This is a genomic window from Winslowiella arboricola, from assembly GCF_025527015.1.
Taxonomy (GTDB): Bacteria; Pseudomonadota; Gammaproteobacteria; order Enterobacterales; family Enterobacteriaceae; genus Erwinia; species Erwinia arboricola.
The window spans coordinates 20,032-44,511 of sequence record NZ_JAODIM010000034.1 but is presented as its reverse complement, the minus strand read 5'-3'; the positions used below and the strand labels follow the sequence as shown (position 1 = coordinate 44,511).

Below are 24,480 nucleotides of genomic sequence, written 5' to 3'. Positions count from 1 at the left end.
ACAACTCTCAGCACTGGCGCCGAGAACGCCCCCCTGCACAGCGCTATCTGAAACACTGCAGGGGAGCCGTTATCGGCTCCCGCAGGCAGGGCGGTGACGTGGATTAACCTTTAACAATTGGCGGCACATACACCACGCCCATATCCCATGGCTGCTCAATCCAGGTGTCCTGCGGGATATCGACCACATAATCGTCGACCAGCGGACGGCCTGCCGGTTTGGCAAAAATCGTCACAAAGCGCGCTTTTGGATACATGTCGCGGATTGCCTGCGCGGTACCACCGGTATCGACCAGGTCATCAATAACGATAAAGCCTTCGCCATCGCCTTCTGCGCGCTTCAGCACGGTCATTTCGCGCTGATTATCGTGGTCATAACTGGAGATACAGACGGTATCCACGTAACGGATGCACAGTTCACGCGCCAGCAATGAGGCGGGAACCAGACCACCGCGGCTGACCGCGATAATGCCTTTCCATTGTTCTACAGGCAGCAGGCGCTGAGCCAGTTTACGGGCATGGATCTGTAACATGTCCCAGGTGACGACGTATTTTTCGCTCATAAAGAAATCCCGGCCAACAATATTGGCTTAAAAGTATGCAATGGGAAAAGGTTGCGCGAGATTATAAGGATCTGAAGCGCTAAAAACCAGCACCTGTGTGCCTGGTTGCGGCTTTTTAGCGCGGCTGGTTGCGCAAGGTGCGCTAAACGGTGGTATTCTCAGGCTTATCACGTCAGATTCGCTGACGGCGATCTTTTACTGGAAACTTTGCGACGCACCGGGCTTACCGGTTGCCGAAACAGGAGACTTATCGTGTCTGAATTGTCTCAACTATCACCACAGCCGCTGTGGGATATTTTTGCCAAAATCTGCTCTATTCCGCATCCCTCTTATCATGAAGAAGCACTGGCTGAACATATTCTGTCCTGGGCCAAAGAGAAAGGCTTCTGGGTTGATCGCGATAAAGTGGGCAATATTCTGATCCGTAAACCGGCGACGCCGGGAATGGAAAACCGCAAGCCGGTGGCGTTACAGGCGCACCTGGATATGGTGCCGCAGAAAAATAACGACACGGTACACGACTTCACTAAAGATCCGATTCAGCCCTGGGTTGATGGCGAGTGGGTTAAAGCACGCGGCACCACGCTGGGTGCGGATAATGGTATCGGTATGGCGTCAGCGCTGGCGGTACTGGCCGACGACAACCTTGAACATGGCCCGCTGGAAGTGCTGCTGACCATGACTGAAGAGTCCGGAATGGATGGCGCCTTTGGTCTGCAGGCAGACTGGTTGCAGGCGGATATCCTGATCAACACCGACTCGGAAGAGGAAGGTGAAGTCTATATGGGTTGCGCGGGCGGTATCGATTTTATCACCACCCTGCCGGTTGAACGTGAAGCGGTTCCGGCCGGTTTCACCACCCTGAAGCTGACCATTAAAGGCCTGAAAGGCGGTCACTCCGGTTGTGATATTCATGTCGGCCTTGGTAACGCCAACAAACTGCTGGCGCGTTTCCTTGCCGCTCAGGCAAAAACGCTGGATGTTCGTCTGGTTGATTTCACCGGCGGCACCCTGCGTAATGCGATTCCGCGCGAAGCTGTCGCGACGCTGGCGGTAGCAACCGATAAAGTGGATGCGCTGAAAGCCGCCGCCACCGGTTATCTGGCAACACTGCAGAACGAAGTCAGCCCGAAAGATAAAAACGTCAATGTGCTGGTTGAACCACTGGCCAGTGAAACCAATGCACTGACTGCGAACAGCCGTGACCGTTTTATCGCCCTGCTTAACAGCACGCCAAACGGTGTAATCCGTAACTCCGACGTAATGAAAGGCGTGGTGGAAACCTCACTGAACGTCGGCGTGGTGTCGATTAAAGATAATGAAGCGGAAATTATCTGCCTGATCCGCTCACTAATCGACAGCGGTAAAGATTACGTGGTGGAAATGCTGACTTCTCTTGGCGAACTGGCTGGCGCGAACACCGCACCGAAAGGCGGTTATCCGGGCTGGCAGCCTGATGCTTCTTCACCGGTGATGGCGCTGGTGCGTGAAACCTATGAGAAGCTGTTTAACCGCACGCCGAACATCCAGGTGATCCATGCCGGTCTGGAGTGTGGTCTGTTTAAGAAACCTTATCCGCAAATGGATATGGTCTCTATCGGCCCGACCATTACCGGTCCGCACTCACCGGATGAGCAGGTTCATATCGAAAGCGTTGGCTTGTACTGGAAACTGCTGACTGAACTGCTGCGAGTGATCCCGGCGAAGTAATTGCGTTGTTGCAGGCGGCGAGAACGCCGTCATCAACCGCGGTGGAAATACGTTACACGGGCGGCGAGAACGCCGCCCCTACGCCGATCTGATGCAGGGGCGGCGTTCTCGCCGCCCGTTTTTTACCACCCCAGTAATAACTGCCGTTCCAGTTGTGGATTCAGTAGCGAGACATGTAATCCCACCAGCCGCACACCCCGGCCGCCGCGTCGCTCATCCCAGGTCTTTTTGGCGATGCTGATTAAATCGTCTTTATTCAGTACCGGCCAGACATGCTCCTGCGTGGTCAGCTGGAAATCATTAAACTTCAGCTTTACGCCCTGCCGCGCAATATGGCGATCCGGTTTGATGGCGGTTAAGCGCCGCTCCAGCTCCTCATACAGAAAATCGAGGATCTTCAGGCACTCTTCCCAGCTATGGATATCCTCAGAGAGCGTGCGCTCAACGCCCAGCGACTTACGCTCGCGTTCAGTGATCACCTCCCGCTCGTCAATGCCATTACTGCGTTCCCACAACACGCGGCCAAATTTACCAAAGCGTCTCAGCAGCATCGCCAGATCGGTTTTTTGCACATCGGCGCAGGTAAACAGTCCCAGTTCTTCCAGCTTCTTTGCCGTCACTTTGCCGACGCCAGGGATCTTTTTCAGCGGCAGCGTCTGTAAAAAGGCCGGCAGCTGTTCCGGGGTTATTACAAACTGGCCGTCAGGTTTATTCAGATCGGAGGCAATTTTGGCGACAAATTTAATCGGCGCAACACCGGCGGAGGCGGTAAGATTCAGCTCATCGGCAATGCACTGGCGAATTTCGCGCGCCATTAAGGTCGCCGAGCCATGGCAATGTTCGCTGTCGGTCACATCCAGATAGGCTTCATCGAGCGATAGCGGTTCAATTAATGAGGTATAGCGCGAGAAGATTTCACGAATATGGCGGGAAGCGGTTTTATAGGCTTCAAAACGCCCGGGGATCACTTTCAGATGCGGACAGAGTTTCAGCGCCATGGCGGTCGACATCGCACTGTGGACGCCGTATTTACGCGCCGGATAGTTCGCGGTGCTGATCACGCCGCGCTGCTTCTGGCTGCCGCCAATCGCAATCGGGATATCACGCAAACGGGGATCGTCGCGCATTTCGACTGCAGCATAAAAACAGTCCATATCGACGTGAATAATCTTACGCATATCCCCTCCGGCATCACTGGATAAGTATACAGTAAAAATCAGACAGTTCAAGCCCGCTCGCCAGCAGGAAAACGCGTGATATCCCCTGTCGCCACGGGATAAGTCCAGTGTTTATGAGGAATAATCTTGGCCAGCATCTTGATAAAAAAACAGACAATGTTAATGTTGCGCTGCGATAGCGGAATTTTCCGATAATGCAGTTACCAGACGTTCACAACGTCGCACTTTAAAACCCTCTATTTCAAGGGAATCAGAATGGGCAAAATCGCACTGCTGTTTGCGATGATTTTTCTGCCAGCCTTAAGTCAGGCCAGCACCCCGGACCCCGTTCAGCCACTGGCTCCGGTAAGCAAAGAATTAAAGAAACAATTAATTGGCACTCCCGTCTATCTTCAGATCTTTAAAGAAGAGCGCACGCTGGAACTGTATGGAAAAATAGGCAACGAATATCGTCTGCTGGATAGCTATCGCATCTGCAACTTCTCCGGCGGACTCGGCCCGAAACAGCGTCAGGGCGACTTTAAAAGCCCTGAAGGCTTTTACACCGTGACCCAGCGCCAGTTAAAACCTGACAGCCGTTTCTACCGCGCGATTAATATCGGTTTTCCCAATGAATACGATCGCCAGCAGGGTTACGACGGTAAGTATCTGATGATTCATGGCAATTGTGTGTCAGTTGGCTGCTATGCCATGACCAATGCCTATATGGATGAGATTTTTACTTACGTGAATGCCGCGCTGCGCAATGGCCAGTCAGAAGTGAGCGTCAGTATCTATCCGTTCCGTATGACGGAAAGCAATATGCAGCGCCATCGTAACTCTTACTACGTCAACTTCTGGAAGCAGTTGCAGCCGGGTTATGCGTGGTTTGTGCAGCATCGCCAGCCGCCAACGGTCAGCGTTAATGCCGGCAAATATGTGCTGAATAGCAGTCCGGTTATCGACAACCCTTCAGCGCCATCAGGATCATTCCTCGCGCTCACCAAGACAGAATAGTACCCACTCACCGGGTTCAATTTTGTGCCAGGTTTCATTACCGGTTAGCGGCTGAGTCGCAATTACCGTGACCACGTCATTTGGCGTGGTCTGCTTCTGAAAATCTATCTCCACATCCTGATCGAGCAATTTGGCTTTGCCAAAGGGCGCACGCCGCGTGATCCAGAACAGATTGGTGGAGCAGAAGGCCATCAGATAACGACCATCCGACAGCAGCATATTAAACACGCCCTTCTTACGCAGTTCGGTCGCCAGTTCCGCAATATAGCGAAAGACCGCCGGCCAGTTGCCTGGCGTACGCGGATAACGCGTGGTCAGCTTATGCAGCAACCAGCAAAACGCCTTCTCGCTGTCGGTTTCACCCACCGGGCGAAACTGGCCGGTTTCCAGCTGGCGATAGCCTTTTAGCTGGCCGTTATGCGCATAGGTCCAGTTGCGTCCCCACACTTCACGGGTAAACGGGTGGGTATTTTCCAGCGACACTTCACCGCGGTTGGCCTGACGGATATGCGCCACCACCGAGTGTGATTTAATCGGGTAATCCTGCACCAGACGCGCGATTGGCGAGTTAAAGCTCGGCTGCGGATCTTTAAATGTGCGACACCCTTTGCCTTCGTAGAAGGTAATGCCCCAGCCATCTTTATGCGGCCCGGTTCCACCACCTCGCTGCACCAGACCGGTAAAGCTAAAGCAGATATCCGTTGGGACGTTAGCGCTCATCCCGAGCAGTTCGCACATAGTGATGACCTCAGAATCATTAATTCCCCCGCGCACGGGGGAAGGCGCTAATTATTTAGCCATCTCTTTTTCAATCAGCAGGATCAGGATATGAATCACTTTGATATGAATTTCCTGAATACGATCCGCAAAACCGAAGTGCGGCACGCGAATTTCCACGTCGGCCGAACCGTCCATTTTACCGCCGTCTTTACCGGTCAGGGTGATGACTTTCATCCCCTGCGCCCGTGCCGCTTCAATCGCTTTAATCACATTAGCAGAGTTGCCGGAAGTCGAGATCCCCAGCAGCACATCGCCTGAACGGCCGACCGCCTCAATATAGCGCGAGAAGATAAAGTCATAACCGAAATCATTACTGACACAGGAGATATGGCTGACATCAGAAATTGCAATCGCCGGATAGCCCGGACGGTTTTCCCGATAGCGGCCAGTCAGCTCTTCAGCAAAATGCATCGCGTCACAATGTGAACCACCATTACCACAGGAGAGAACTTTACCACCAGCTTTAAACGAATCCGCCAGCAGTACCGCAGCGCGTTGAATGGCATGGATATTGGCATCATCGCTCAGAAATTTATTAAGCGTGTCGGCGGCTTCATTTAACTCTGAACGAATTATGTCCTGGTACATAGGGATGTCCTTTGGGGGAAAGAAATTCTGCACAAGTTTACCGGAATGGGGGTAAGGCGAAAAGCGTCCTGCGACACAAGCTGTGGCTTTGACTTTTGGTGCGTCAGGAGTGTGAGCCAGGTTGTAATTATAATGTAAACGCATTGCTAACAAACTTCATCTGCTCTAAACCTGTAGTAACGATTTAAACAGGTCAGACCTCTTACTACTTACGGAGCGCTTTATTATGATGGTTCTCAGTATTATCGCGACGATTGTGCTGACTGGCGCACTCTTCTATCACCGCGTAAATCTGCTGCTCGCCAGCCTGTTGCTACTGGTGTGGACGGCCGCGATGGCGATGCTGTCGCTGTGGACGCCATGGCTGCTGATTCCGCTGGCGATTATTCTGCTGCCATTTAATTTCCTGCCGATGCGGCGGGCAATGTTCTCCAAATCACTGCTGCACACCTTTCAGAAAGTGATGCCGCCGATGTCACGTACCGAAAAAGAGGCGATTGATGCCGGCACCACCTGGTGGGAAGGCGATCTGTTTCGTGGTAATCCTGACTGGCAGAAACTGCATAACTATCCGCAACCGCGTCTGACCGAAGCGGAACAGACCTTTCTTGATGGCCCGGTAGCAGAAGCCTGCCGCATGGCCAACGATTTTCAGATCACCCATGAAATGGCCGATCTGCCGCCGGAGCTGTGGGCTTACCTGAAAGAGCATCGCTTCTTTGCGATGATCATTAAAAAAGAGTATGGCGGTCTTGAGTTTTCCGCGTATGCCCAGGCGAAAGTGCTGCAGAAACTGGCCGGGGTATCCGGGATTCTGGCGATTACCGTCGGCGTGCCGAACTCTCTCGGCCCCGGCGAACTGCTGCAACATTACGGCACCGAAGAGCAGAAAGATCACTATCTGCCACGTCTGGCACGCGGTCAGGAGATCCCCTGCTTTGCGCTGACCAGCCCGGAAGCGGGTTCTGATGCCGGGGCGATTCCGGATACCGGCGTGGTCTGTATGGGCGACTGGCAGGGACAGCAGGTGCTGGGCATGCGCCTGACCTGGAACAAACGCTATATCACGCTGGCCCCGATAGCGACCGTGCTGGGGCTGGCGTTTAAACTCTCCGATCCGCAGCATCTGCTGGGTGAGACCGACGATCCGGGCATTACCTGCGCACTGATCCCCACCAGCACGCCTGGTGTCGAAATTGGCCGTCGCCATTTCCCGCTGAATGTGCCGTTTCAGAACGGCCCGACGCGCGGCGAGAATATCTTTGTGCCGATTGATTATATTATTGGCGGCCCGAAAATGGCCGGTCAGGGCTGGCGGATGCTGGTGGAATGTCTGTCAGTAGGCCGCGGTATTACGCTGCCGTCAAACTCCACCGGCAGCGTGAAAAGTATCGCGCTGGCGACTGGCGCCTATGCCCATATCCGCCGTCAGTTCAAACTGCCGATCGGTAAAATGGAAGGGATTGAAGAGCCGCTGGCGCGTATTGCCGGTAATGCATATGTGATGGATGCCGCAGCGGCGCTGATTACTTACGGCATTGTACTGGGTGAGAAACCGGCGGTGCTGTCTGCGATTGTGAAGTATCACTGTACCCATCGCGGCCAGCGGGCCATTGTCGATGCAATGGATATTGCCGGTGGTAAAGGGATTATGCTCGGCAACAGTAACTTCCTTGCCCGTGCTTATCAGGGCGCGCCAATTGCGATTACCGTGGAAGGCGCCAATATTCTGACGCGCAGCATGATTATCTTTGGTCAGGGCGCGATCCGCTGCCATCCTTTCGTGCTGGAGGAGATGGCTGCCGCCCAGAGCGGCGACGTCAACGCTTTTGATAAGGCGCTATTCAGCCATATTGGCCATGTCGGCAGCAATAAGATGCGCAGTCTGTGGCTGGGGCTGACCGCCGGTCGCACCAGTACAACGCCTACCCGTGACGCGACCCGTCGCTATTATCAGCATCTGAATCGCATCAGCGCCAACCTCGCGCTATTGTCGGATATTTCGATGTCGGTACTGGGCGGTAGCCTGAAACGGCGTGAGCGCATCTCTGCGCGCCTTGGTGATGTGCTGAGCCAGCTGTATCTGGCTTCCGCAGCGCTGAAACGTTATGAAGACGAGGGACGCAATGAAGCGGATCTGCCGCTGGTGCACTGGGGCGTACAGGATGCGCTGAATCAGGCCGAGCTGGCGATGGACGATCTGCTGCGTAACTTCCCGAATCGTCTGGTCGCAGGCCTGTTACGGGTAGTGATCTTCCCGACCGGTCGTCTCTGCCGTGCGCCATCCGATCAGCTTGATCACCAGCTGGCGCGCATTCTGCAACAGCCTTCTGCTACCCGTACCCGTCTGGGACGCGGTCAGTATCTGACGCCAGGCGAGCATAACCCGGCGGGTCAGTTGGAGGAAGCGCTGCAGGATGTGATAGCGGCGGAAGTGATTCACGATCGCCTGTGCAAACAGCTGAAAAAGAGCCTGTCATTTACCCGTCTGGATAAACTGGCGGCGCGCGGTTTGCAGGAAGGATGGATTGATCAGCAGGAAGCCGAGGTGCTGACACGGGCCGAGGCCAGTCGTCTGCGTTCAATTAACGTTGATGATTTTGCTGCCGATGAGCTGGCGACCCGGCCGGTAAAAGCGCAGCAACCTGCCAGAAAGATTGAGGCGGCGTAACCAGCTGACGGGAGCCGAAAACGGCTCCCCCACTGATCTGCAGGGGCGGCGTTCTCGCCGCCCGTGTCAATCACTTAACCGTTCTGACGCACCCGTGCAATCAGCGCATCGATATCCTGCACATGCGGCGCGGCGAGAATCAGCGTACGACCTAAACTGATCGCATGGCGCAGACACTCATCACGCATCGGCTCGCTGGCAATTTTTTTGATATCCGCCACCTGCGAAATCCCCACGGTACGGCGAATCAGCTCAGTACCGCAGAAACCGATAGTATCCTGCAACACACGCTGCAAGAACGCTTCAGCATAACCCGGATAAGCCAGCGCCTGATCGCGGGTTTTCTCCGCCGCCAGCGCCAGGAAACGCTCAGCAAAGCCCAGCCAGACTTCACGTACATCAGCTAAACGCTGTTCACGTCCGTCCGCCGCTTCACGCGCCGCCAGCAGGCCCGGCAGCGCGCAGTAGTTAATCAGCAGGTTGCCAATTGCGGTGCCGATATCAAAACCGATCGGGCCATAGAAACCAAACTCGGCATCAATCGCTTTCAGGCTGCTGTCGGTGACAAAGATCGAGCCGCTATGAATATCGCCGTGCAGCAGGGCTTCAGCATGCGCCAGGAAGTGATGTTTCAGGCCAGCGACGGCAATTCTCAATTCATGATCATCACGCAGCTCAGCGACAAAGCTCTCCAGCGTCGCCGGATAGGCATTACGCTCATGGATCTGGTAAGGCTCGTTAAAGAACAGGTCTTCGGTCATTTCACACAACTCAGGGTTGGTGAAACGAATCACATCCGCTTTTTTGGCGTGCGGATGCTGGAAGAAATCAGAAGTATGGAACAACGTCTGCGCCAGATATTCACCCAGCTGCGCGGCAGCCTGCGGGAAGTAGCTGCCTTTTACCAGCTCACCGCGCCAGATGGCGTGATCGGAGAGATCTTCCATCACCATCACCGCTAAGTCAGCATCGAAATGCAGAATTTTTACCGTGTGTTGTGGACAAAAGCTGCCATGCACCTGCAGCGTTTCCGCTTCCAGACGCGCACGATCGAGGGTCAGCGGCCAGGATTCGCCGACACAGCGCACATAAGGCAGCGCCTGTTTAACAATAATCCGGCTGCGGCCCGCCTGGTCGAAAATTTTAAACACCAGGTTAAGGTTACCATCGCCAATTTCCTGTGCGTCCACCAGTGAAGAGGGATCGTCCAGTCCACCAAATTGTCGGGCATAATCGACCGCATCTGCGGCAGTGAACGTACGGTATTGCGACATTGCCTTGTTCCTCATTGAAACTTTTCTGCATTATAATATAAGAATAAGCCGTGCAGACGTCTATACATCCGCATTGCATGTTGGCACAATATACAGCATTAACGCAACATGGATTTAAACCACATGCAGACACTCAGCACTACCAGCTTACAGGTCCGTGAAAATCAGCTTTGGATCCTTGACCAGCAGGCACTGCCGCAGGAAAAAATCTGGTGCCCTACCCCCGACGTCGCCACGCTGGTTGGCCATATCCAGGCGCTGCGTGTGCGTGGTGCGCCGCTGATTGGCCTCTCGGCCAGTCTGCTGCTGGCGCTGCTGGCGGAAAACGGCATGCCTAAAGCCGAACTGGCCGCTGCGCTGGAAGTGTTGCGGGCATCACGTCCCACAGCGGTCAACCTGATGAACAACCTTGACCGCATGAAACTGGCGCTGGCGCAGGACAATTTCGTCGGTGCGCTGAATACCGAGGCGCTGCGCCTGGTGGCAGAAGATAAAGCGCTGTGTAACAGCATCGCCGAAGCTGGCAGTGTGCTGGTAAAACCTGGCAGCCGTCTGCTGACCCACTGTAATACCGGCGGTTTAGCTACCGCAGGCGTCGGCACTGCGCTGGGCGTGATTGCCCTGGCGCATCAACAGGGCAACGTGGCTAACGTCTGGGTGGATGAAACCCGTCCGCTGCTACAAGGGGGACGCCTGACTGCCTGGGAGCTGGGTGAATTGGGTGTGCCTTATAAACTGATTTGCGACTCGATGGCCGCCAGCCTGATGGCGCAGCAGCAGGTAGACGCCATTTGGGTTGGTGCCGACCGCATTGCCGCCAATGGCGATGTGGCGAATAAAATTGGCACCTACAGCCTGGCGGTACTGGCGAACTATCACGGTATCCCGTTCTATGTTGCCGCGCCGCATACCACTCTCGACAGGAGCTGCCCGAATGGCGCAGCGATCCCGATTGAGCAGCGCGATGCGCGTGAAGTCACCGGGGTTGCCGGTAGTTTTGGTCAGGTACAGTGGGCGCCGCAGAATGCCAGCGTGTATAACCCGGCGTTTGATGTTACCCCTGCCGCACTGATTAGCGGCTGGGTACTGGATACCGGTGTGGTGGCACCTGCGCAAGTGGCGGAAGGGATTTTTCAGCCACGTTAAATGCACGGGCGGCGAGAATGCCGCCCCTGCGGTCAGTCCGCTTTTATCGTTACGGCAGACGTGGGTAAGCATCGGCGATAGTGTCGCCGGTAAAGTTAGCAATCCAGCCTTCAGCATTATCGAAGATACGGATCGCGGTAAAGTTCGGTGACGATCCCATATCAAACCAGTGCGGCGTGCCGGCCGGTACTGAGATCAAATCATTCTTCTCACACAGGATCTGATAGATCTTGCCATCCAGATGCAGACAGAACAGTCCGGCGCCTTCAACAAAGAAACGCACTTCATCTTCGCCATGGGTATGCTCAGAAAGAAACTTGGTGCGCAACACCTCTTTCTGCGGGTTATCGGCACGCATACTGATCACATCCCAGCTCTGATAGCCCTTCTCCGCCACCAGACGATCGATTGCATGCTGATAAGCTTTGATCACGGTTTCCGCTGCCGGATTGTCACCCAGATCGCGATCGGCTTCCCAGCGTTCAAAGCGGACATCTTTGGCATTCAGTTGCTGACGGATCTCTTCAGCATCGGTGCTGTGCCAGACCGGTGTTGTCGCTTCGGTATCGGTAAAAATAGTCAATGCACTCATAAGGAAAACAGCTCCAGGTTAATCTGATCAAAACGGTTTACCTGACGATGGACGCTGACTGCATCCGCCTCGTCGCGAATTAACTGCACGGTGTGCCAGCCAGCCTGTTGTGCGGCATCCAGCTCCTGGTGAATATCGGACAGAAACAGCAGTTCACTGACCGGCAGACCAATCTGGCTGGCGATAGTGCGATATGAATCGACTTCTCGTTTGGCGCCGACATGGGTATCGAAATAGCCGCTGAATAGCGGAGTGATATCACCTTCGTCGCTGTAGCCAAATAACAATTTCTGCGCAGCTACTGAGCCAGATGAATAAACGTACAGCGAAACCCCCTGCGCCTGCCACTGCTTAAAGGCGGGCAGCACATCCGGATAAAGATGACCTTTAAAATCGCCGTTCAGATAGCCGTCACGCCAGATCATTCCCTGCAGGGCTTTCAGCGCTGTGGATTTGCGATCCTGATCCATAAAGGCGAATAACGTGGTGACCAGCTGGTCAATTGTGGCGTCCGGCTGGGCGATCTCGGCGCGCAGATCGTTGAGCGTGGCGCTGACCGCTTCCTGCTGCTGATGTTCAGCAATATATGCCGCCAGATGCTGACGGGCATAAGGAAACAGAACGTTATGGACAAAGCGAATATCGCTGGTGGTGCCTTCAATATCGGTAACAATCGCACGAATCATTTGGCCTCCAGCAGGCGTCGTTGCATTTCACACAGAAACAGAAACTCCAGCCCTTCAAGGTGGCGCTTAGCCTCATTCACATCTTTGCCCCAGCAGGTCAGGCCGTGGCCGCGTAGCAGAAAACCGTAACGCAGCGGCGTCTGCTGCGCAAACTGCGCAATCCGCTGTGACAGCGCGTCAATATCCTGGTCGTTATCAAAGAGCGCAATCGATACGCTGTCGAGATGCGATTGCTGCCCGGCAAGGGTTTTCTGCATTTCATAACCCTGCAACACCAGCGCTGCGCCTTTTTCCACCCGCGACAGTACGGTTGAATTGACCGTATGAGTATGCAGCACCGCGCCCGCCTGCGGGAACAAGCGATAGATTAAGGTATGCAGCCCGGTTTCCGCCGAGGGTTTGCGCCCGGATGGCGCGCGGTTGCTGGCAATCTCAACCTGAATAAAATCATCGCGCGTCAGGCTGCCTTTATCTTTGCCCGATTCGCTGAGCAGGCAGTAATTGTCGTCCTGGCGAACCGACATATTGCCGCCGGTTGCCGGCGCCCAGCCCTTTGCGCCAATCCAGTGGCAGGCTGCCACCAGCTGGTCCAATTGCGGTAAAACCGTCATACCTTTCCTTATTTTTCAGGTGTTTGCAGCGCTACTGTTATTCACTTTTAGACGTCTAAGCGTCTTGATTGCCAAATATTACCATCGGGGCTATAGTGGCAGCAACACACCGCACAGACAATAGCGCTACAGGTAATCCACATGAGTCAAACACCCCTGATTCCCGAGAGCAAACTTCCGGCGCTCGGCACCACTATTTTTTCGCAAATGAGCGCGCTGGCGCATCAGTATCAGGCGATCAATCTGTCGCAGGGCTTTCCTGATTTTGACGGCCCGGGCTATCTGCAGGAGCGTCTGGCGTACCATGTCAGCCAGGGCGCTAACCAGTATGCGCCGATGACCGGCGTGCAGCCACTGCGTGCAGCGATAGCAGCGAAAACCGCCGAACTGTATGGCTATCAGCCTGACGTCGACAGCGATATTACCGTTACCGCCGGCGCTACCGAAGCGCTGTATGCCGCGATTACCGCGCTGGTGCGGCCGGGCGATGAAGTGATCTGTTTTGACCCCAGCTATGACAGCTATGCCCCGGCGGTGACCCTTGCCGGTGGCGTGATGAAGCGTATCGCCCTGCAACCGCCGGGCTTTAAAGTGGACTGGCAACAGTTTGCCGCCCTGCTGTCGCCACGCACCCGCCTGGTGATCCTCAATACGCCGCACAACCCTTCCGCCAGCGTCTGGCAGAAAAGTGATTTTGCCGCGCTGTGGCAGGCTATTGCTGAGCATGAAATCTATGTGCTGAGCGATGAAGTGTATGAACATATCTGTTTTGCCGCTGATGGGCATGCCAGTGTGCTGGCGCACCCGCAGCTGCGCGAACGGGCGATTGCCGTGTCGTCATTTGGTAAAACCTTCCATATGACCGGCTGGAAAGTGGGTTATTGCGTGGCGCCTGCGGCGTTGAGTGCGGAAATCCGCAAAGTGCATCAGTATCTGACCTTCTCGGTCAATACCCCGGCACAGCTGGCACTGGCGGATATGCTGCGCGATCAGCCCGAGCACTATCGCGAGCTGCCGGACTTTTATCGCGCGCGTCGCGATCGTTTTGTGCAGGCGCTGGCGAAAAGCCGCCTGGAAGTGCTGCCTTGTGAAGGCACCTATTTCCTGCTGGCGGACTACAGTGCGATCTCCGATCTCGATGACGTAAGCTTCTGCCAGTGGCTGACCAAAGAAGTTGGCGTGGCGGCGATCCCGCTGTCAGTCTTCTGCGCCGATCCTTTCCCTCATAAACTGATCCGCCTGTGCTTCGCTAAACAGGAAGCCACGCTGGATGCTGCTGCGGAGCGCCTGTGTCAACTCTGAAACTGACAGTACTGCAACAACCGCTGGTGTGGATGGATAATGAAGCTAACCTGCGTCACTTTGATGCCCTGCTGGCAGAGATTCGTGGCAGTGATGTCATCGTGTTGCCGGAGATGTTTACCACCGGTTTTGCGATGGAAGCGGCGCAAAGCTCGCTGCCACAGGCGCAGGTGATCGAATGGCTGCATGCTCATGCCAAAGCGACCAATGCGCTGGTGGGCGGCAGCGCGGCGATTCAGACCGATAAAGGCGCGGTTAACCGTTTTCTGCTGGTCGAGCCGGGTGGCAAGCTGCACAGTTACGATAAGCGTCATCTGTTCCGCATGGGTGATGAACATCATCACTATCTGGCGGGTGAGCGTCGGGAGATTATTGAATGGCGCGGCTGGCGTATCCTGCCGCAGATCTGTTATGACCTGCGCTTCCCGGTATTTTCGCGTAATCAGAACGACTACGATCTGGCGCTGTATGTGGCTAACTGGCCAGCAGCGCGCGCGCTGCACTGGCAGTCGTTACTGCTGGCGCGCGCCATTGAGAACCAGGCGTATGTCGCCGGTTGTAATCGTGTCGGCAGCGATGGCAATCAGCATCAGTACAGCGGTGACAGCCGGATTATCAGTCCGCAAGGAGAGATTCTGGCGGCCGGTGAACCCCATCAGCCCGCGCGTCTTGATGCCGAGTTATCGCTGGAGCTGCTGCGTGAATATCGCGAGAGATTCCCCGCCTGGCGCGATGCCGACACTTTCAGCCTGTAAAGAAATTGCCTGCAGGGAGCGAGCTCTCTGCAGGCAATGGTCGTTATTCATACTGCTATATTCAGTTAAAAAAACTGATTAATCAGTTTCATCGCGCATTACATTGCGCGCTTCCTGTGGCCCTGCAAAGTGTCTGTGAAGCTGTGTTGCCGGTACGGCATTAACATCACCGGCATTAGTTATTATAATTGCCTGATACTTCTGGGTATTCCCCTGATGCTGACCCAGTATCTTTGGGATGCCGGGCAATTATGCCAATAAATTCCCATAGATCAATGCCAACGCCTGCCGCTATTTGAGTTAAGTCTAATAAGTCAGAATAAAAACGATCACGTTGTTTTATCTGCTAAAAATGAAAAATCACCGCTCAATAAAGCAGTAATAACACAAGATAACTGCGGGAAATAAAGAGGATTCTGCCATTAGAAGGCATAATTAAATAAGAATTAATTAGCACTTTTTCAAAACGAGTAACTCGTTTTTTTTGCGGTTGCATGGCTCATTTCAAGCGGCAGGAAGGCCGCCCCGGCAACAGCTTAATCAGGAACCGCGATAGGTTGACCACGACCAGGGAGAGATCAGAAACGGCAAATGGTAGTGACTGCCGGTCGCCGGGATAGTGAAATCGATCTGCGCGGTCACATAAAGCGTGTCACGTCCGCTGAAAGCAAAGTAAGCGCCAATCTCAGCCGTGAGCCGGTAGTGTCCCGGCGTTAGCGGCTCAGCGGTGAAGTCCTTAATCCGGCCATCATTGTCGGTCTGGCCTTTGCTGACCACCAGCCAGCCAGCTGAACTGTCCTGCTCCAGCGCAATTACGACGCCTTTGGCCGGTTTGCCCAGCGCCGTGTCCAGTACATGAGTGGTAATGGTGCTCATTGAAAGCTCTCCTGAAGGCGCAGCAGGGTGATTTCACGCAGTTGGGTTAATGCTTCCTGCTGTTCCTGTTGTGGATCGTTAGTCAGCCGACGCTGCAACTCGGCCAGCATCGCTTCGCCGCTGCGCCCTTTGGCGCGGATCAGAAATACCTGGCCAAAACGCTGTTCATACTGCTGATTAGCGCTGCGCAACGCCTGTTTCAGCGGCTGATGATCGTCGCTGACCGCCGACTGCTCCTGACGCGACAGCGCAGCTTCTTTGCTCGCTCCCACCGGCCGTTCGCCAATGCGCGGATGCGCAGTGAGCGCCCGGGCAAGATCGTCGCCAGCCCACTGGCTGGCAAGCGCATCCGCATGCTGCAACAGCGTATCAACCGAAGCATAAGGACGCGCCGCCGCCAGCGCGCTGCTCCAGCCCGGCAACGCCACACAATGCGCGATGGCGTTACGTGCTTCGGCATCGCTTAGCTGATTGAACTGATCAAGCGTCATCATTAATTCCCGTGCAGATTATTGGCACGGGCGGCGAGAACGCCGCCCCTACCGCAGACCCTCTGAAAGACCGTAGGGGAGCCGTTTTCGGCTCCCGTTCAAACGGCGAGAACGCCGTCGCTACAGGCTATATTATGTACGGCCTGTAAGTAAGCCTGAACCGCTTTGGCGACATCGCTGCCGATAACCGATTCGGCCGGATGGTGGCTGATACCACGGTCGCAACGCACAAACAGCATGCCTACCGGCCAGCGCTCGGCTACCGCAATCGCATCATGCCCGGCGCCACTTGGCAGCGACAGACTGCGCCCCTGCACCTGCGTTACCGCCTCAGTTAACGCCGCCTGTAACTGCGGATCGCAACGCGTGGCGCCAATATGGTAATACTCGTCAGCGCTAAAGGTCAGCCCACGACGCAGCGCGATAGCTTCAGCCTGGGTCAGCAGCTCGGAAAGCAGCACCGCCAGCGGCTGATCTTCCGGCCCACGCACATCCAGCGTCAGATTCACTTCCCCCGGAATAACATTCACCGCACCCGGTGCGCATTGCAGGGTGCCGACGGTGGCCACCAGCTGCGCATCATGCTGAGGCGTGCTGTTTTCGATATACACCATCCATTCAGCGGCGGCGGCCAGCGCGTCTTTGCGATGACTCATCGGTACGGTGCCGGCATGCCCCGCTTCGCCGATAAAACGACAGTTAAGCCGTCGGGCGCCGTTAATTGCAGTGACCACGCCCAGCGCCAGCTGCGCCTGTTCAAGACAAGGCCCCTGTTCGATATGCAACTCGAGATAAGCCACAATATCGCTGACCTGACGCGCCGCCTGACCAATTTTGCTGGCATCAAGACCAACATCGGTCATCGCCTCAGCCACGGTAATGCTGTTACCGTCGGGATGCGTCACCCAGCTCTCCGGCCAGCTGCCGGTGATACCGCGACTGCCCAGCAGGGTGATGCCAAAGCGCGTGCCCTCTTCATCGCCAAAACCGATAATCTCAATCGCCAGCGGCAGGCGCAACTGATGCTGATGCAGATACTGCACGGTTTCGATGGCGGCCAGTACGCCAAGCATGCCGTCATAACGTCCGGCATTACGCACCGTATCCAGATGCGATCCTAGCAGCAGCGCCGGCGCATCCGCGACCGCGCCTTCGTAGCGACCACAAATATTACCGACGCTGTCCTGCCATACCTGCATACCAGCCGCCGCCATCCATTCGCCCACGCGGGCATTGGCACGTATATGCTCCGGTGACAGATAAACGCGTGTCAGCTTATCGCCGGTTTCGCTGATTTCCGCCAGCGCGTCGCAGCGGGCCATGACCCGGGCGGCAGCCTGTTCAGCTTCGGTTGCGTTCATCAGGCAGCCACTCATTAGCGACTCCCGTTGCTGTACAGATCCCATGCCGCCTGCATCGCCGCGCCCTGCGTGGTTTTAAAGCCGAGATGGTTCAGTACCGCTTCCAGCGCGGCAAGAGTTTGCAGCACGCAATCTTTGCGCGCGTTATAACCCATGGTGCCGATGCGCCACACTTTGCCAATCAGCGGACCAAAGGAGGTGCCAATCTCAATGCCGAAATCTTCCAGCATCAGTTTGCGCGCCAGATCGCCATTCACCCCTTGCGGGATCACCACACCCAGCACGTTATTCATCTTGTGCTGCAGATCGCCGAAGGTTTCCAGTCCCATCCCCTGAATACCGGCCAGCATTGCGGCGCCGTGCAGCTGATGGCGGGCAATACCGTTATCCAGCCCTTCCTGCAGGATCAGACGTGCGCATTCGCGGGCGCCAAACAGCGCGCTGGTGGCTTCGGTATGGTGGTTCAGGCGCTCCGGCCCCCAGTAATCCATGATCATGCCGAGATCAAAGTAGTTGGAGTAGATCATCTCATCATCGCCATCCTGATGAGCGGCGGTGCGGATCCCCTCTTCCACGCATTTACGTTTACGGATCACCGCTTCCATCTGCGGGCTGAGGGTGATCGGCGAAGTTCCGGACGGGCCACCGAGACACTTCTGCATACCGGCGGAAACTGCATCCAGTCCCCAGGCGTCGGTTTCCAGCGGGTTACCGCCAAAAGAAGCAGTGGCATCGGTGTAGAACAGCACATCATATCGACGACAGATCGCGCCCAGCTCCGCCAGCGGTTGCAGCATGGTGGTAGAGGTGTCGCCCTGCACCGTCAGCAGCAGGCGCGGACGCACCTTTTTAATCGCATCTTCAATCTGATCCGGGGTAAAGACTTCGCCCCACGGCACTTCTATGGTGTGGACTTCGGCGCGACAGCGGCGGGCAATTTCACATAAAAGATGGCCAAAACGGCCAAACACCGGCACCAGCACTTTATCGCCCGGGCGGATCGCCGACAGCAGAATCGCTTCGATACCGGCGCGTGAGGTGCCGTCGATCAGCATCGTCCAGCGGTTCTCGGTACGGAATACCGCGCGATACAGCTCCATCACCTCATTCATATAGTGGGTCATCGCCGGATCGTACTGACCCAGCAGCTGGCTGGACATGGCGCGCAGCACACGCGGATCGGCATTGATCGGTCCCGGCCCCATCAACAGACGCTGTGGCGGATTAATTTGTGGGTAGTGCGTGATATCCATCTTAGATTCCTTTATTCGACGTTCCCGATGCTTAGTTAAGGCCGCGCACCGAGGAGATAAACTGTTTCAGCTCTGGCGTCTGCGGATCGGCAAATACCGTGCGGCTGTCACCCTGCTCCCATACCCTTCCCTGATGCATAAACACCACGCGGTCGCCAACTTCGCGGGCGAAGTTCATTTCGTGGGTCACCAGAATCAGCGTCATGCCCTCTTTCGCCAGCTGCTCAAGCACTTTCAGCACTTCGCCCACCAGCTCCGGATCGAGCGCGGAGGTGATCTCATCACACAGCAGGACTTTCGGTGACATCGCCAGCGCACGGGCAATCGCCACACGCTGCTGCTGGCCGCCGGAGAGATTCGCCGGGTAGTAATCCATGCGATCGCCGAGACCGACTTTCTCCAGCATCTGCGCCGCCAGCTGACGACATTCGCTCTCTTTCTTCTTCAGCACCCGCCGCGGCGCCAGCATCACGTTCTCCAGCGCGGTCATATGCGGGAACAGGTTAAAACTCTGGAATACCATGCCGATCGAGCGGCTGATATCGCGCGCCTGCGAGTCGCGATCGGTAATGGTAACGCCGCCCAGCTTGATGCTGCCTTCCTGATAGCCTTCCAGTCCGTTCATACAGCGCAGCAGGGTACTTTTGCCGGAGCCGCTGCGGCCGATAATCGAGATCACTTCACCCATGTCGACATCGAGATCGACGCCTTTCAGCACATGGTTTTCGCCGTAATATTTCTGTACCTGATTAATGGTGATGAGCGGCATTGAATTTCTTCTCCAGATATTGGCTGTAGCGGGACAGCGGATAACACATCAGGAAGTAGCCCAGCGCCACCAACCCGAATACCTTAAACGGCTGATAAGTTACGTTATTCAGAATAGTGCCGGCTTTGGTTAGCTCGATAAAGCCGATAATCGACGCCAGCGCAGTGCCTTTAATCACCTGTACCGCAAAGCCCACGGTGGGGGCGATACCGATACGCACCGCCTGTGGCGCGACCACGCGAAACAGGGTCTGGCCAAAACTCAGCCCCAGACAGCGGGACGCTTCCCACTGCCCTTTTGGCAGCGCTTTAATACTGCCGAACCAGATATCCAGCAGAAAAGCGCTGGTATATAGCGTCAGCGCCAGCGACGCCGCGGTCCACGGGGTGACATCAATGCCAAACAGCGCGACGCCAAAAAAGGCGAGAAACAGCTGCATCAGCAGCGGCGTACCCTGAAACAGTTCGACGTAAGCGCGGATAAAGCGCAGCGACCAGCGACCGCCAGTCAGGCGCAACAGCAACAGGGGCAGCGTCACCAGCGTGCCGCCAATAAAGGCGGTCAGTGACAGCAGCAGCGTCCAGCGCGCCGCCAGCAGCAGATTGCGCAGGATGTCCCAGTCGGTAAAAGTGGTCATCATGGCTGCTCTCCAAACCATTTACGCCCGGCGGCCAGTAACAGCTGACGCATGGCAACCGACAGCGCCAGATACATCAGAGTAGTGACCAGATAGACTTCAAAGCTTAAAAACGTGCGCGACTGAATCAGGTTGGCGGCAAAGGTCAGCTCTTCATAAGAGACCTGCGACACCACCGACGAGCCAAGCATCACAATAATGCACTGACTGACCAGCGCCGGATAAATACGTTTTAATGATGGCGGCAGCACCACGCGAATAAAGGTCTGCGCGCGGGTCAGACCCAGCACCCGTCCTGCTTCCCACTGCCCGCGTGGAGTGACCTGAATGCCGGCGCGAATAATCTCGGTGCTGTAAGCGCCGAGGTTAATCAGCATCGCCAGCAGCGCGGCTTCACCGGCGGTCAGTTTCATGCCCATATTCGGCAGGCCAAAGACGATAAAGAACAGCTGAACCACAAACGGGGTGTTGCGAATCAGCTCGACATAGCCGCCCCAGATGCGGCTCAGCCATGACGGCTTGCCACTGCGCAATGCTGCGCCAAAAATACCCAGCCCCACGCCACCAACAGTGGCAACCACGGTAAGCTGGATGGTCACCCACAGACCGGACAGCAGTTCCGGCCAGTGAGGCCACAGCGCGGCAAAATTAAGTTGTCCGATCATGGTTCGTCCTTACGCGCCTAAATCCGCTGGCAGTGGCGCTTTCAGCCACTCTTCCGACATGCCATTCAGGGTCTTATCTTTGATCGCCTGCTCAATCAACGCGTCCACCTGCGCTTTCAGCGCTGGCTCGTTTTTACGCAGGCCGATAAAGCACGGAGAGTCTTTCAGCATAAATTTGGCGACCGGCGCTTTTGCCGGGTTCTGACGCGCAATTGCCGCCACCACCAGGTTGCCGGTCGCCACATACTGCACCTGACCAGAGAGATACGCGGACAACGTGGTGTTGTTATCTTCATAACGTTTCACCTGCGCCTCTTTCGGCGCCACGTCACTTAACACCATATCTTCTACCGCACCACGGGTGACACCAATCGACTTGCCGCTCAGTTCTGCCGCATCTTTCAGCGCGACATCTTTCGGGCCAAACACGCCAAGGAAGAACGGTGCATAAGCGCGGCTGAAATCGATCACCTTTTCCCGCTCGGCATTTTTGCCCATGCTGGAAATCACCAGATCGACTTTATCGGTTTGCAGATAAGGCACACGGTTAGCACTGGTTACCGGCACCAGCTGTAACTTTAGTTTCATCTGTCTGGCGAGATATTTGGCCATATCAATGTCGTAACCCTGCGGTTGCAGGTCGGTGCCCACTGAACCAAACGGCGGGAAGTCCTGCGGCACGGCGATACGGATCACGCCACGTTTCTGAATATCCTGCAGCTGATCGGCCATTGCGGTTGTCACCTGAGACAACATCAGCGCCGCGCCCATTACCGCCATCAATGCCTTTTTCATCATCATACCCCGGTTAGTTAATCATGAAACAAAAGATTCTTGTTAAATGCATTCTGCAACTAATGTGCCAGAGAGAAATCTGCCGCTTAAATTTTCTGAGTGGCAGATTTTAAAAGGGCGCGGCGGGGAAAGAGAGAAAAAAACAGCAACACTGTTATGCATCATAAAGAAGCAAAGCACCAAAATGGTGCCCCGTCAGCGTTGCTCCAGCTCGTCGAGATGCTGATAGAGGTCGGCAATCAGATGGATGCGCTGACGCCCCTGCGATAATAATTCGTGCAACAGCGCATTGGACAGCAGGTTGACGACACTCATCGCCGAAGCATAGCTGTCAAAGGCGGAGACGCTGTCCAGCGAGGCAAACAGCTGCCAGCGTGACAACGCAATCACGCCCTGCGCCTGAGGTTCGCAGATCAGCAGCACCGGGATATTGTCCTGCTGCAGCTGCTGCAACAGCGGCCTGATAATGCGCGGACGACGACGAAACGCCACCACCACCACCACATCCTGCGGAGTAACATCCACCAGCTCTTCCGCCAGTGTCTGACCGGGTTGCGGCAGCAGATGCACCTGCGCCCTGGCCTGCATCAGCTGCTGTCGCAGGTGCGACGCCACCGGATAAGAGTTGCGCATACCGATGATAAATATCCGTTTTCCCAGGGTCATCGCCTGAATAACCTCGCCAAACTGCGTGGCATCGATGCTGTTGACCCACTGTGTCAGATTAGCCATCTCCTGCTTGTAGTGGCGCGCCAGCAGAGTATTACCCTGCACTGCATCACGGTTATCGGTTAATGGCATACCGCTCTGGCGCAGGGTGCGCAGTTCATCGCGCATATCTTTATATTTTTCATAGCCTAAACGCTTAAATAAACGGCTGACCGTGGCTTTCGAAACTCCGCTCAGCCGCGCCAGTTCGGCGCTGTTATAGCTAATCAGATCGTCGAAATGGTCGAAGACAAAGTCAGCAATTCGCTGCTCCTGTGGCGACAGCTGCGGGTAATGGCTTCTCAGGCGTTCATCAAGCTGTTTCATAGCGATCTCTTGTAACTTTCGTTTCACTGAACATAACACAATTTATTCTCAGGCCAATCGTTGCGACAGCAAATCCTCAATCCGCTGGCAACCTGGAACATCTCTTGCTTCACTGTTGTGATCTGTAACCCGATAAAAAAGAGCAAGTGATGATTCAGAGCAATTTAGCGCCGCTGGGCATGGCGGTCGCGCCGCACCATCTGGCGAGTGAAAGCGCCCTCGCCGTGCTGCGCGAAGGCGGCAATGCAATTGAAGCGATGGTCGCCGCAGCGGCGACCATCGCGGTGGTTTATCCGCATATGAATGGCTTAGGTGGCGATGGCTTCTGGCTGATTATGCCGCCGCAAGGTGAACCTGTTGCCATCGATGCCAGCGGTGCGGCCGGATCACTGGCCCATTTTGATTTTTACCGCGGCGAACAGAGTATTCCGCATCGTGGTCCGAAAGCGGCGCTGACCGTCGCCGGTACCGTCAGCGGCTGGGCGGAAGCGTTAAAAATTTCTGCTGAGCTGGGTGGTGCACAGCAACCGCTGGTGCGCCTGCTGGCTGATGCCATTCGCTATGCTGCCGATGGGATTCCGGTCACGGAGTCACAAGCCTCCGCCACTGCCAGCAAATATAATGAGCTGGTCGATCAGCCGGGTTTTGCCCGTACCTTTTTACCGGGCGGCGACGTCCCGCGTGCCGGCAGCCGTTTTACCCAACCGGAGCTGGCCAATACCCTGACGGCGCTGACCCTCGACGGGCTGGAGAGTTTCTATCGCGGCCCACTGGCAAACAAGCTGGCGCTGGAGATGTCGCGTCTGGCTATGCCGATTACCCTCGAAGATCTGCAAAATCATCAGGCAAAGCGCCGTACGCCGCTGCGCGTCTCACACCAGCAGGGTGAGATCTACAATATGACGCCGCCGACTCAGGGCCTGGTATCGCTGGCGATCCTCGGTATTACCGACCAGTTAGCTATGGCCAGCGCCAGTGATGCGCAGACCGTGCACCGTATTGTCGAAGCCACCAAGCTGGCGTTTGGCCTGCGCGATCAATACATCACCGATCCCCGACATATCAGCGAAGAGATGCAGTCCCTGCTGGAGAGCGATCGTCTGGCAGCGCTGGCGGCGCAGATTGATGATGCTAAAGCCGCGCCATGGGGCAGCGGCCGCGGACCGGGCGATACGGTATGGATGGGGGTGATGGACAGCAGCGGACTGGCGGTGTCGTTTATCCAGAGTATCTACCATGAATTCGGCAGCGGCGTAGTCTTGCCGGATACCGGTATTACCTGGCAGAACCGTGGCGCGGCCTTTAGCCTGCAACCCGACCATCTGCTGGCGCTGGCGCCAGGCAAACAGCCGTTCCATACCCTGAACCCGGCGGCAGCGCGTCTGAACGACGGCCGCACCATGGTGTATGGCTCAATGGGGGGCGATGGTCAGCCGCAAACCCAGGCGGCGCTGTTTACCCGCCATGTGGTGCAGGGTATGCCGTTGCAACAGGCGGTCAGTGCGCCGCGCTGGCTGCTGGGTCGCACCTGGGGCCAGGCATCGGAATCTCTGAAACTGGAAGGTCGCTTTTCGGCGGACACCATCGCCACCCTGCGTGAAATGGGCCATGAGGTTGAACTGCTGGCGGACTTTAGCGAGGCCGTCGGCCATGCGGGCGCGATTGTGCGCCATAACAACGGCATGCTGGAAGGCGCGTTCGATCCACGCAGCAACGGCAGTGCTGCCGGTTTTTAACAGGAGAATGT

The 24,480-nt window shown here is 55.8% G+C and carries 24 protein-coding genes; 7 read left to right on the top strand and 17 right to left on the bottom strand.

Going from position 1 to position 24,480, the window contains the following annotated elements; all coding sequences use genetic code 11:
- Positions 1–103 precede the first annotated feature (103 nt).
- A complete protein-coding gene (gpt, locus tag N5923_RS02745; RefSeq protein WP_017800741.1) occupies positions 104–562 on the bottom strand; it encodes a xanthine phosphoribosyltransferase in 459 nt (152 codons plus the stop codon).
- Between the two features lie 252 nt (positions 563–814).
- Between gpt and pepD the strand changes: the two genes are divergently transcribed.
- Complete coding sequence (gene pepD, locus N5923_RS02740; RefSeq protein WP_267140615.1) at positions 815–2,272, top strand: beta-Ala-His dipeptidase; 1,458 nt, start codon at positions 815–817, stop codon at positions 2,270–2,272.
- Positions 2,273–2,394: 122 nt separating this feature from the next.
- Here the strand turns inward: pepD and dinB are convergent, their stop codons facing one another.
- Positions 2,395–3,450: a DNA polymerase IV gene (gene dinB / locus N5923_RS02735; RefSeq protein ID WP_267140981.1), complete on the bottom strand. Its 1,056-nt coding sequence runs from the start codon at positions 3,448–3,450 to the stop codon at positions 2,395–2,397.
- Between the two features lie 255 nt (positions 3,451–3,705).
- Between dinB and dpaA the strand changes: the two genes are divergently transcribed.
- Entirely contained in the window at positions 3,706–4,446 is a 741-nt protein-coding gene (dpaA, locus tag N5923_RS02730; RefSeq protein ID WP_267140980.1) for a peptidoglycan meso-diaminopimelic acid protein amidase, read from the top strand.
- Here dpaA and N5923_RS02725 read toward each other — a convergent pair.
- Both N5923_RS02725 and lpcA read right to left on the bottom strand, forming a co-directional pair.
- Positions 4,417–5,184 carry a class II glutamine amidotransferase gene (locus tag N5923_RS02725; protein WP_267140979.1) on the bottom strand — a complete coding sequence of 256 codons (768 nt, stop codon included), beginning with the start codon at positions 5,182–5,184 and terminating at the stop codon, positions 4,417–4,419. The genes dpaA and N5923_RS02725 overlap by 30 nt on opposite strands.
- Positions 5,185–5,235: 51 nt before the next feature.
- Positions 5,236–5,814 carry a D-sedoheptulose 7-phosphate isomerase gene (gene lpcA / locus N5923_RS02720; protein ID WP_017800736.1) on the bottom strand — a complete coding sequence of 193 codons (579 nt, stop codon included), beginning with the start codon at positions 5,812–5,814 and terminating at the stop codon, positions 5,236–5,238.
- Between the two features lie 226 nt (positions 5,815–6,040).
- Here lpcA and fadE point away from each other — a divergent pair, with 226 nt between their 5' ends.
- Positions 6,041–8,485: an acyl-CoA dehydrogenase FadE gene (gene fadE, locus N5923_RS02715; RefSeq protein WP_267140978.1), complete on the top strand. Its 2,445-nt coding sequence runs from the start codon at positions 6,041–6,043 to the stop codon at positions 8,483–8,485.
- 74 nt (positions 8,486–8,559) lie between these two features.
- Here fadE and mtnK read toward each other — a convergent pair whose 3' ends face one another.
- Positions 8,560–9,759, bottom strand: coding sequence for an S-methyl-5-thioribose kinase (gene mtnK, locus N5923_RS02710; RefSeq protein WP_267140977.1), 1,200 nt, complete (start codon positions 9,757–9,759; stop codon positions 8,560–8,562).
- A gap of 123 nt (positions 9,760–9,882) precedes the next feature.
- Between mtnK and mtnA the strand changes: the two genes are divergently transcribed.
- A complete protein-coding gene (mtnA, locus tag N5923_RS02705) occupies positions 9,883–10,905 on the top strand; it encodes an S-methyl-5-thioribose-1-phosphate isomerase (protein ID WP_267140976.1) in 1,023 nt (340 codons plus the stop codon).
- A gap of 49 nt (positions 10,906–10,954) precedes the next feature.
- Here mtnA and N5923_RS02700 read toward each other — a convergent pair whose 3' ends face one another.
- From N5923_RS02700 to N5923_RS02690, 3 genes are read right to left on the bottom strand one after another with little or no spacing between them, the layout of a single operon-like run.
- A complete protein-coding gene (locus N5923_RS02700; protein WP_267140975.1) occupies positions 10,955–11,497 on the bottom strand; it encodes a 1,2-dihydroxy-3-keto-5-methylthiopentene dioxygenase in 543 nt (180 codons plus the stop codon).
- The gene (mtnC, locus tag N5923_RS02695; protein ID WP_267140974.1) at positions 11,494–12,183 is read right to left on the bottom strand and encodes an acireductone synthase; all 690 of its coding nucleotides are present in this window, start codon (positions 12,181–12,183) and stop codon (positions 11,494–11,496) included. Before mtnC ends, N5923_RS02700 begins: the two co-directional genes overlap by 4 nt.
- Positions 12,180–12,794 (bottom strand): methylthioribulose 1-phosphate dehydratase, encoded by a 615-nt coding sequence (locus tag N5923_RS02690; RefSeq protein WP_267140973.1) that lies wholly within the window; start codon positions 12,792–12,794, stop codon positions 12,180–12,182. Before N5923_RS02690 ends, mtnC begins: the two co-directional genes overlap by 4 nt.
- A 141-nt stretch (positions 12,795–12,935) precedes the next feature.
- Here N5923_RS02690 and N5923_RS02685 point away from each other — a divergent pair, with 141 nt between their 5' ends.
- Positions 12,936–14,096: a pyridoxal phosphate-dependent aminotransferase gene (locus N5923_RS02685; protein WP_267140972.1), complete on the top strand. Its 1,161-nt coding sequence runs from the start codon at positions 12,936–12,938 to the stop codon at positions 14,094–14,096.
- Positions 14,084–14,851, top strand: a complete 768-nt coding sequence (locus N5923_RS02680) for an amidohydrolase (RefSeq protein ID WP_267140971.1) — start codon at positions 14,084–14,086, stop codon at positions 14,849–14,851. The genes N5923_RS02685 and N5923_RS02680 overlap by 13 nt, the downstream gene beginning before the upstream one ends.
- A 540-nt stretch (positions 14,852–15,391) precedes the next feature.
- On the opposite strand, the gene uraH is transcribed toward N5923_RS02680, so the two are convergent.
- The 9 genes from uraH to hpxU all read right to left on the bottom strand — a co-directional run bounded on the left by uraH (position 15,392) and on the right by hpxU (position 22,733).
- The gene (uraH, locus tag N5923_RS02675) at positions 15,392–15,727 is read right to left on the bottom strand and encodes a hydroxyisourate hydrolase (RefSeq protein WP_267140970.1); all 336 of its coding nucleotides are present in this window, start codon (positions 15,725–15,727) and stop codon (positions 15,392–15,394) included.
- The gene (gene uraD / locus N5923_RS02670) at positions 15,724–16,218 is read right to left on the bottom strand and encodes a 2-oxo-4-hydroxy-4-carboxy-5-ureidoimidazoline decarboxylase (RefSeq protein WP_267140983.1); all 495 of its coding nucleotides are present in this window, start codon (positions 16,216–16,218) and stop codon (positions 15,724–15,726) included. Before uraD ends, uraH begins: the two co-directional genes overlap by 4 nt.
- 98 nt (positions 16,219–16,316) lie before the next feature.
- On the bottom strand, positions 16,317–17,594 hold the full coding sequence (gene hpxK / locus N5923_RS02665) for an allantoate amidohydrolase (RefSeq protein ID WP_267140969.1): 1,278 nt from the start codon (positions 17,592–17,594) through the stop codon (positions 16,317–16,319).
- The gene (locus N5923_RS02660; RefSeq protein ID WP_267140968.1) at positions 17,594–18,832 is read right to left on the bottom strand and encodes a pyridoxal-phosphate-dependent aminotransferase family protein; all 1,239 of its coding nucleotides are present in this window, start codon (positions 18,830–18,832) and stop codon (positions 17,594–17,596) included. The genes hpxK and N5923_RS02660 overlap by 1 nt, the downstream gene beginning before the upstream one ends.
- A gap of 31 nt (positions 18,833–18,863) precedes the next feature.
- Positions 18,864–19,601, bottom strand: a complete 738-nt coding sequence (locus tag N5923_RS02655) for an amino acid ABC transporter ATP-binding protein (RefSeq protein WP_017800723.1) — start codon at positions 19,599–19,601, stop codon at positions 18,864–18,866.
- Positions 19,582–20,238 (bottom strand): amino acid ABC transporter permease, encoded by a 657-nt coding sequence (locus N5923_RS02650; RefSeq protein WP_323372674.1) that lies wholly within the window; start codon positions 20,236–20,238, stop codon positions 19,582–19,584. Before N5923_RS02650 ends, N5923_RS02655 begins: the two co-directional genes overlap by 20 nt.
- A complete protein-coding gene (locus N5923_RS02645; protein ID WP_267140966.1) occupies positions 20,238–20,903 on the bottom strand; it encodes an amino acid ABC transporter permease in 666 nt (221 codons plus the stop codon). The genes N5923_RS02650 and N5923_RS02645 overlap by 1 nt, the downstream gene beginning before the upstream one ends.
- A 9-nt stretch (positions 20,904–20,912) precedes the next feature.
- Entirely contained in the window at positions 20,913–21,698 is a 786-nt protein-coding gene (locus N5923_RS02640; RefSeq protein ID WP_267140965.1) for a transporter substrate-binding domain-containing protein, read from the bottom strand.
- Between the two features lie 195 nt (positions 21,699–21,893).
- Positions 21,894–22,733, bottom strand: coding sequence for a MurR/RpiR family transcriptional regulator HpxU (gene hpxU, locus N5923_RS02635; protein WP_267140964.1), 840 nt, complete (start codon positions 22,731–22,733; stop codon positions 21,894–21,896).
- Between the two features lie 149 nt (positions 22,734–22,882).
- Here hpxU and N5923_RS02630 point away from each other — a divergent pair, with 149 nt between their 5' ends.
- Positions 22,883–24,469, top strand: a complete 1,587-nt coding sequence (locus N5923_RS02630; RefSeq protein WP_267140963.1) for a gamma-glutamyltransferase family protein — start codon at positions 22,883–22,885, stop codon at positions 24,467–24,469.
- Positions 24,470–24,480 lie beyond the last annotated feature (11 nt).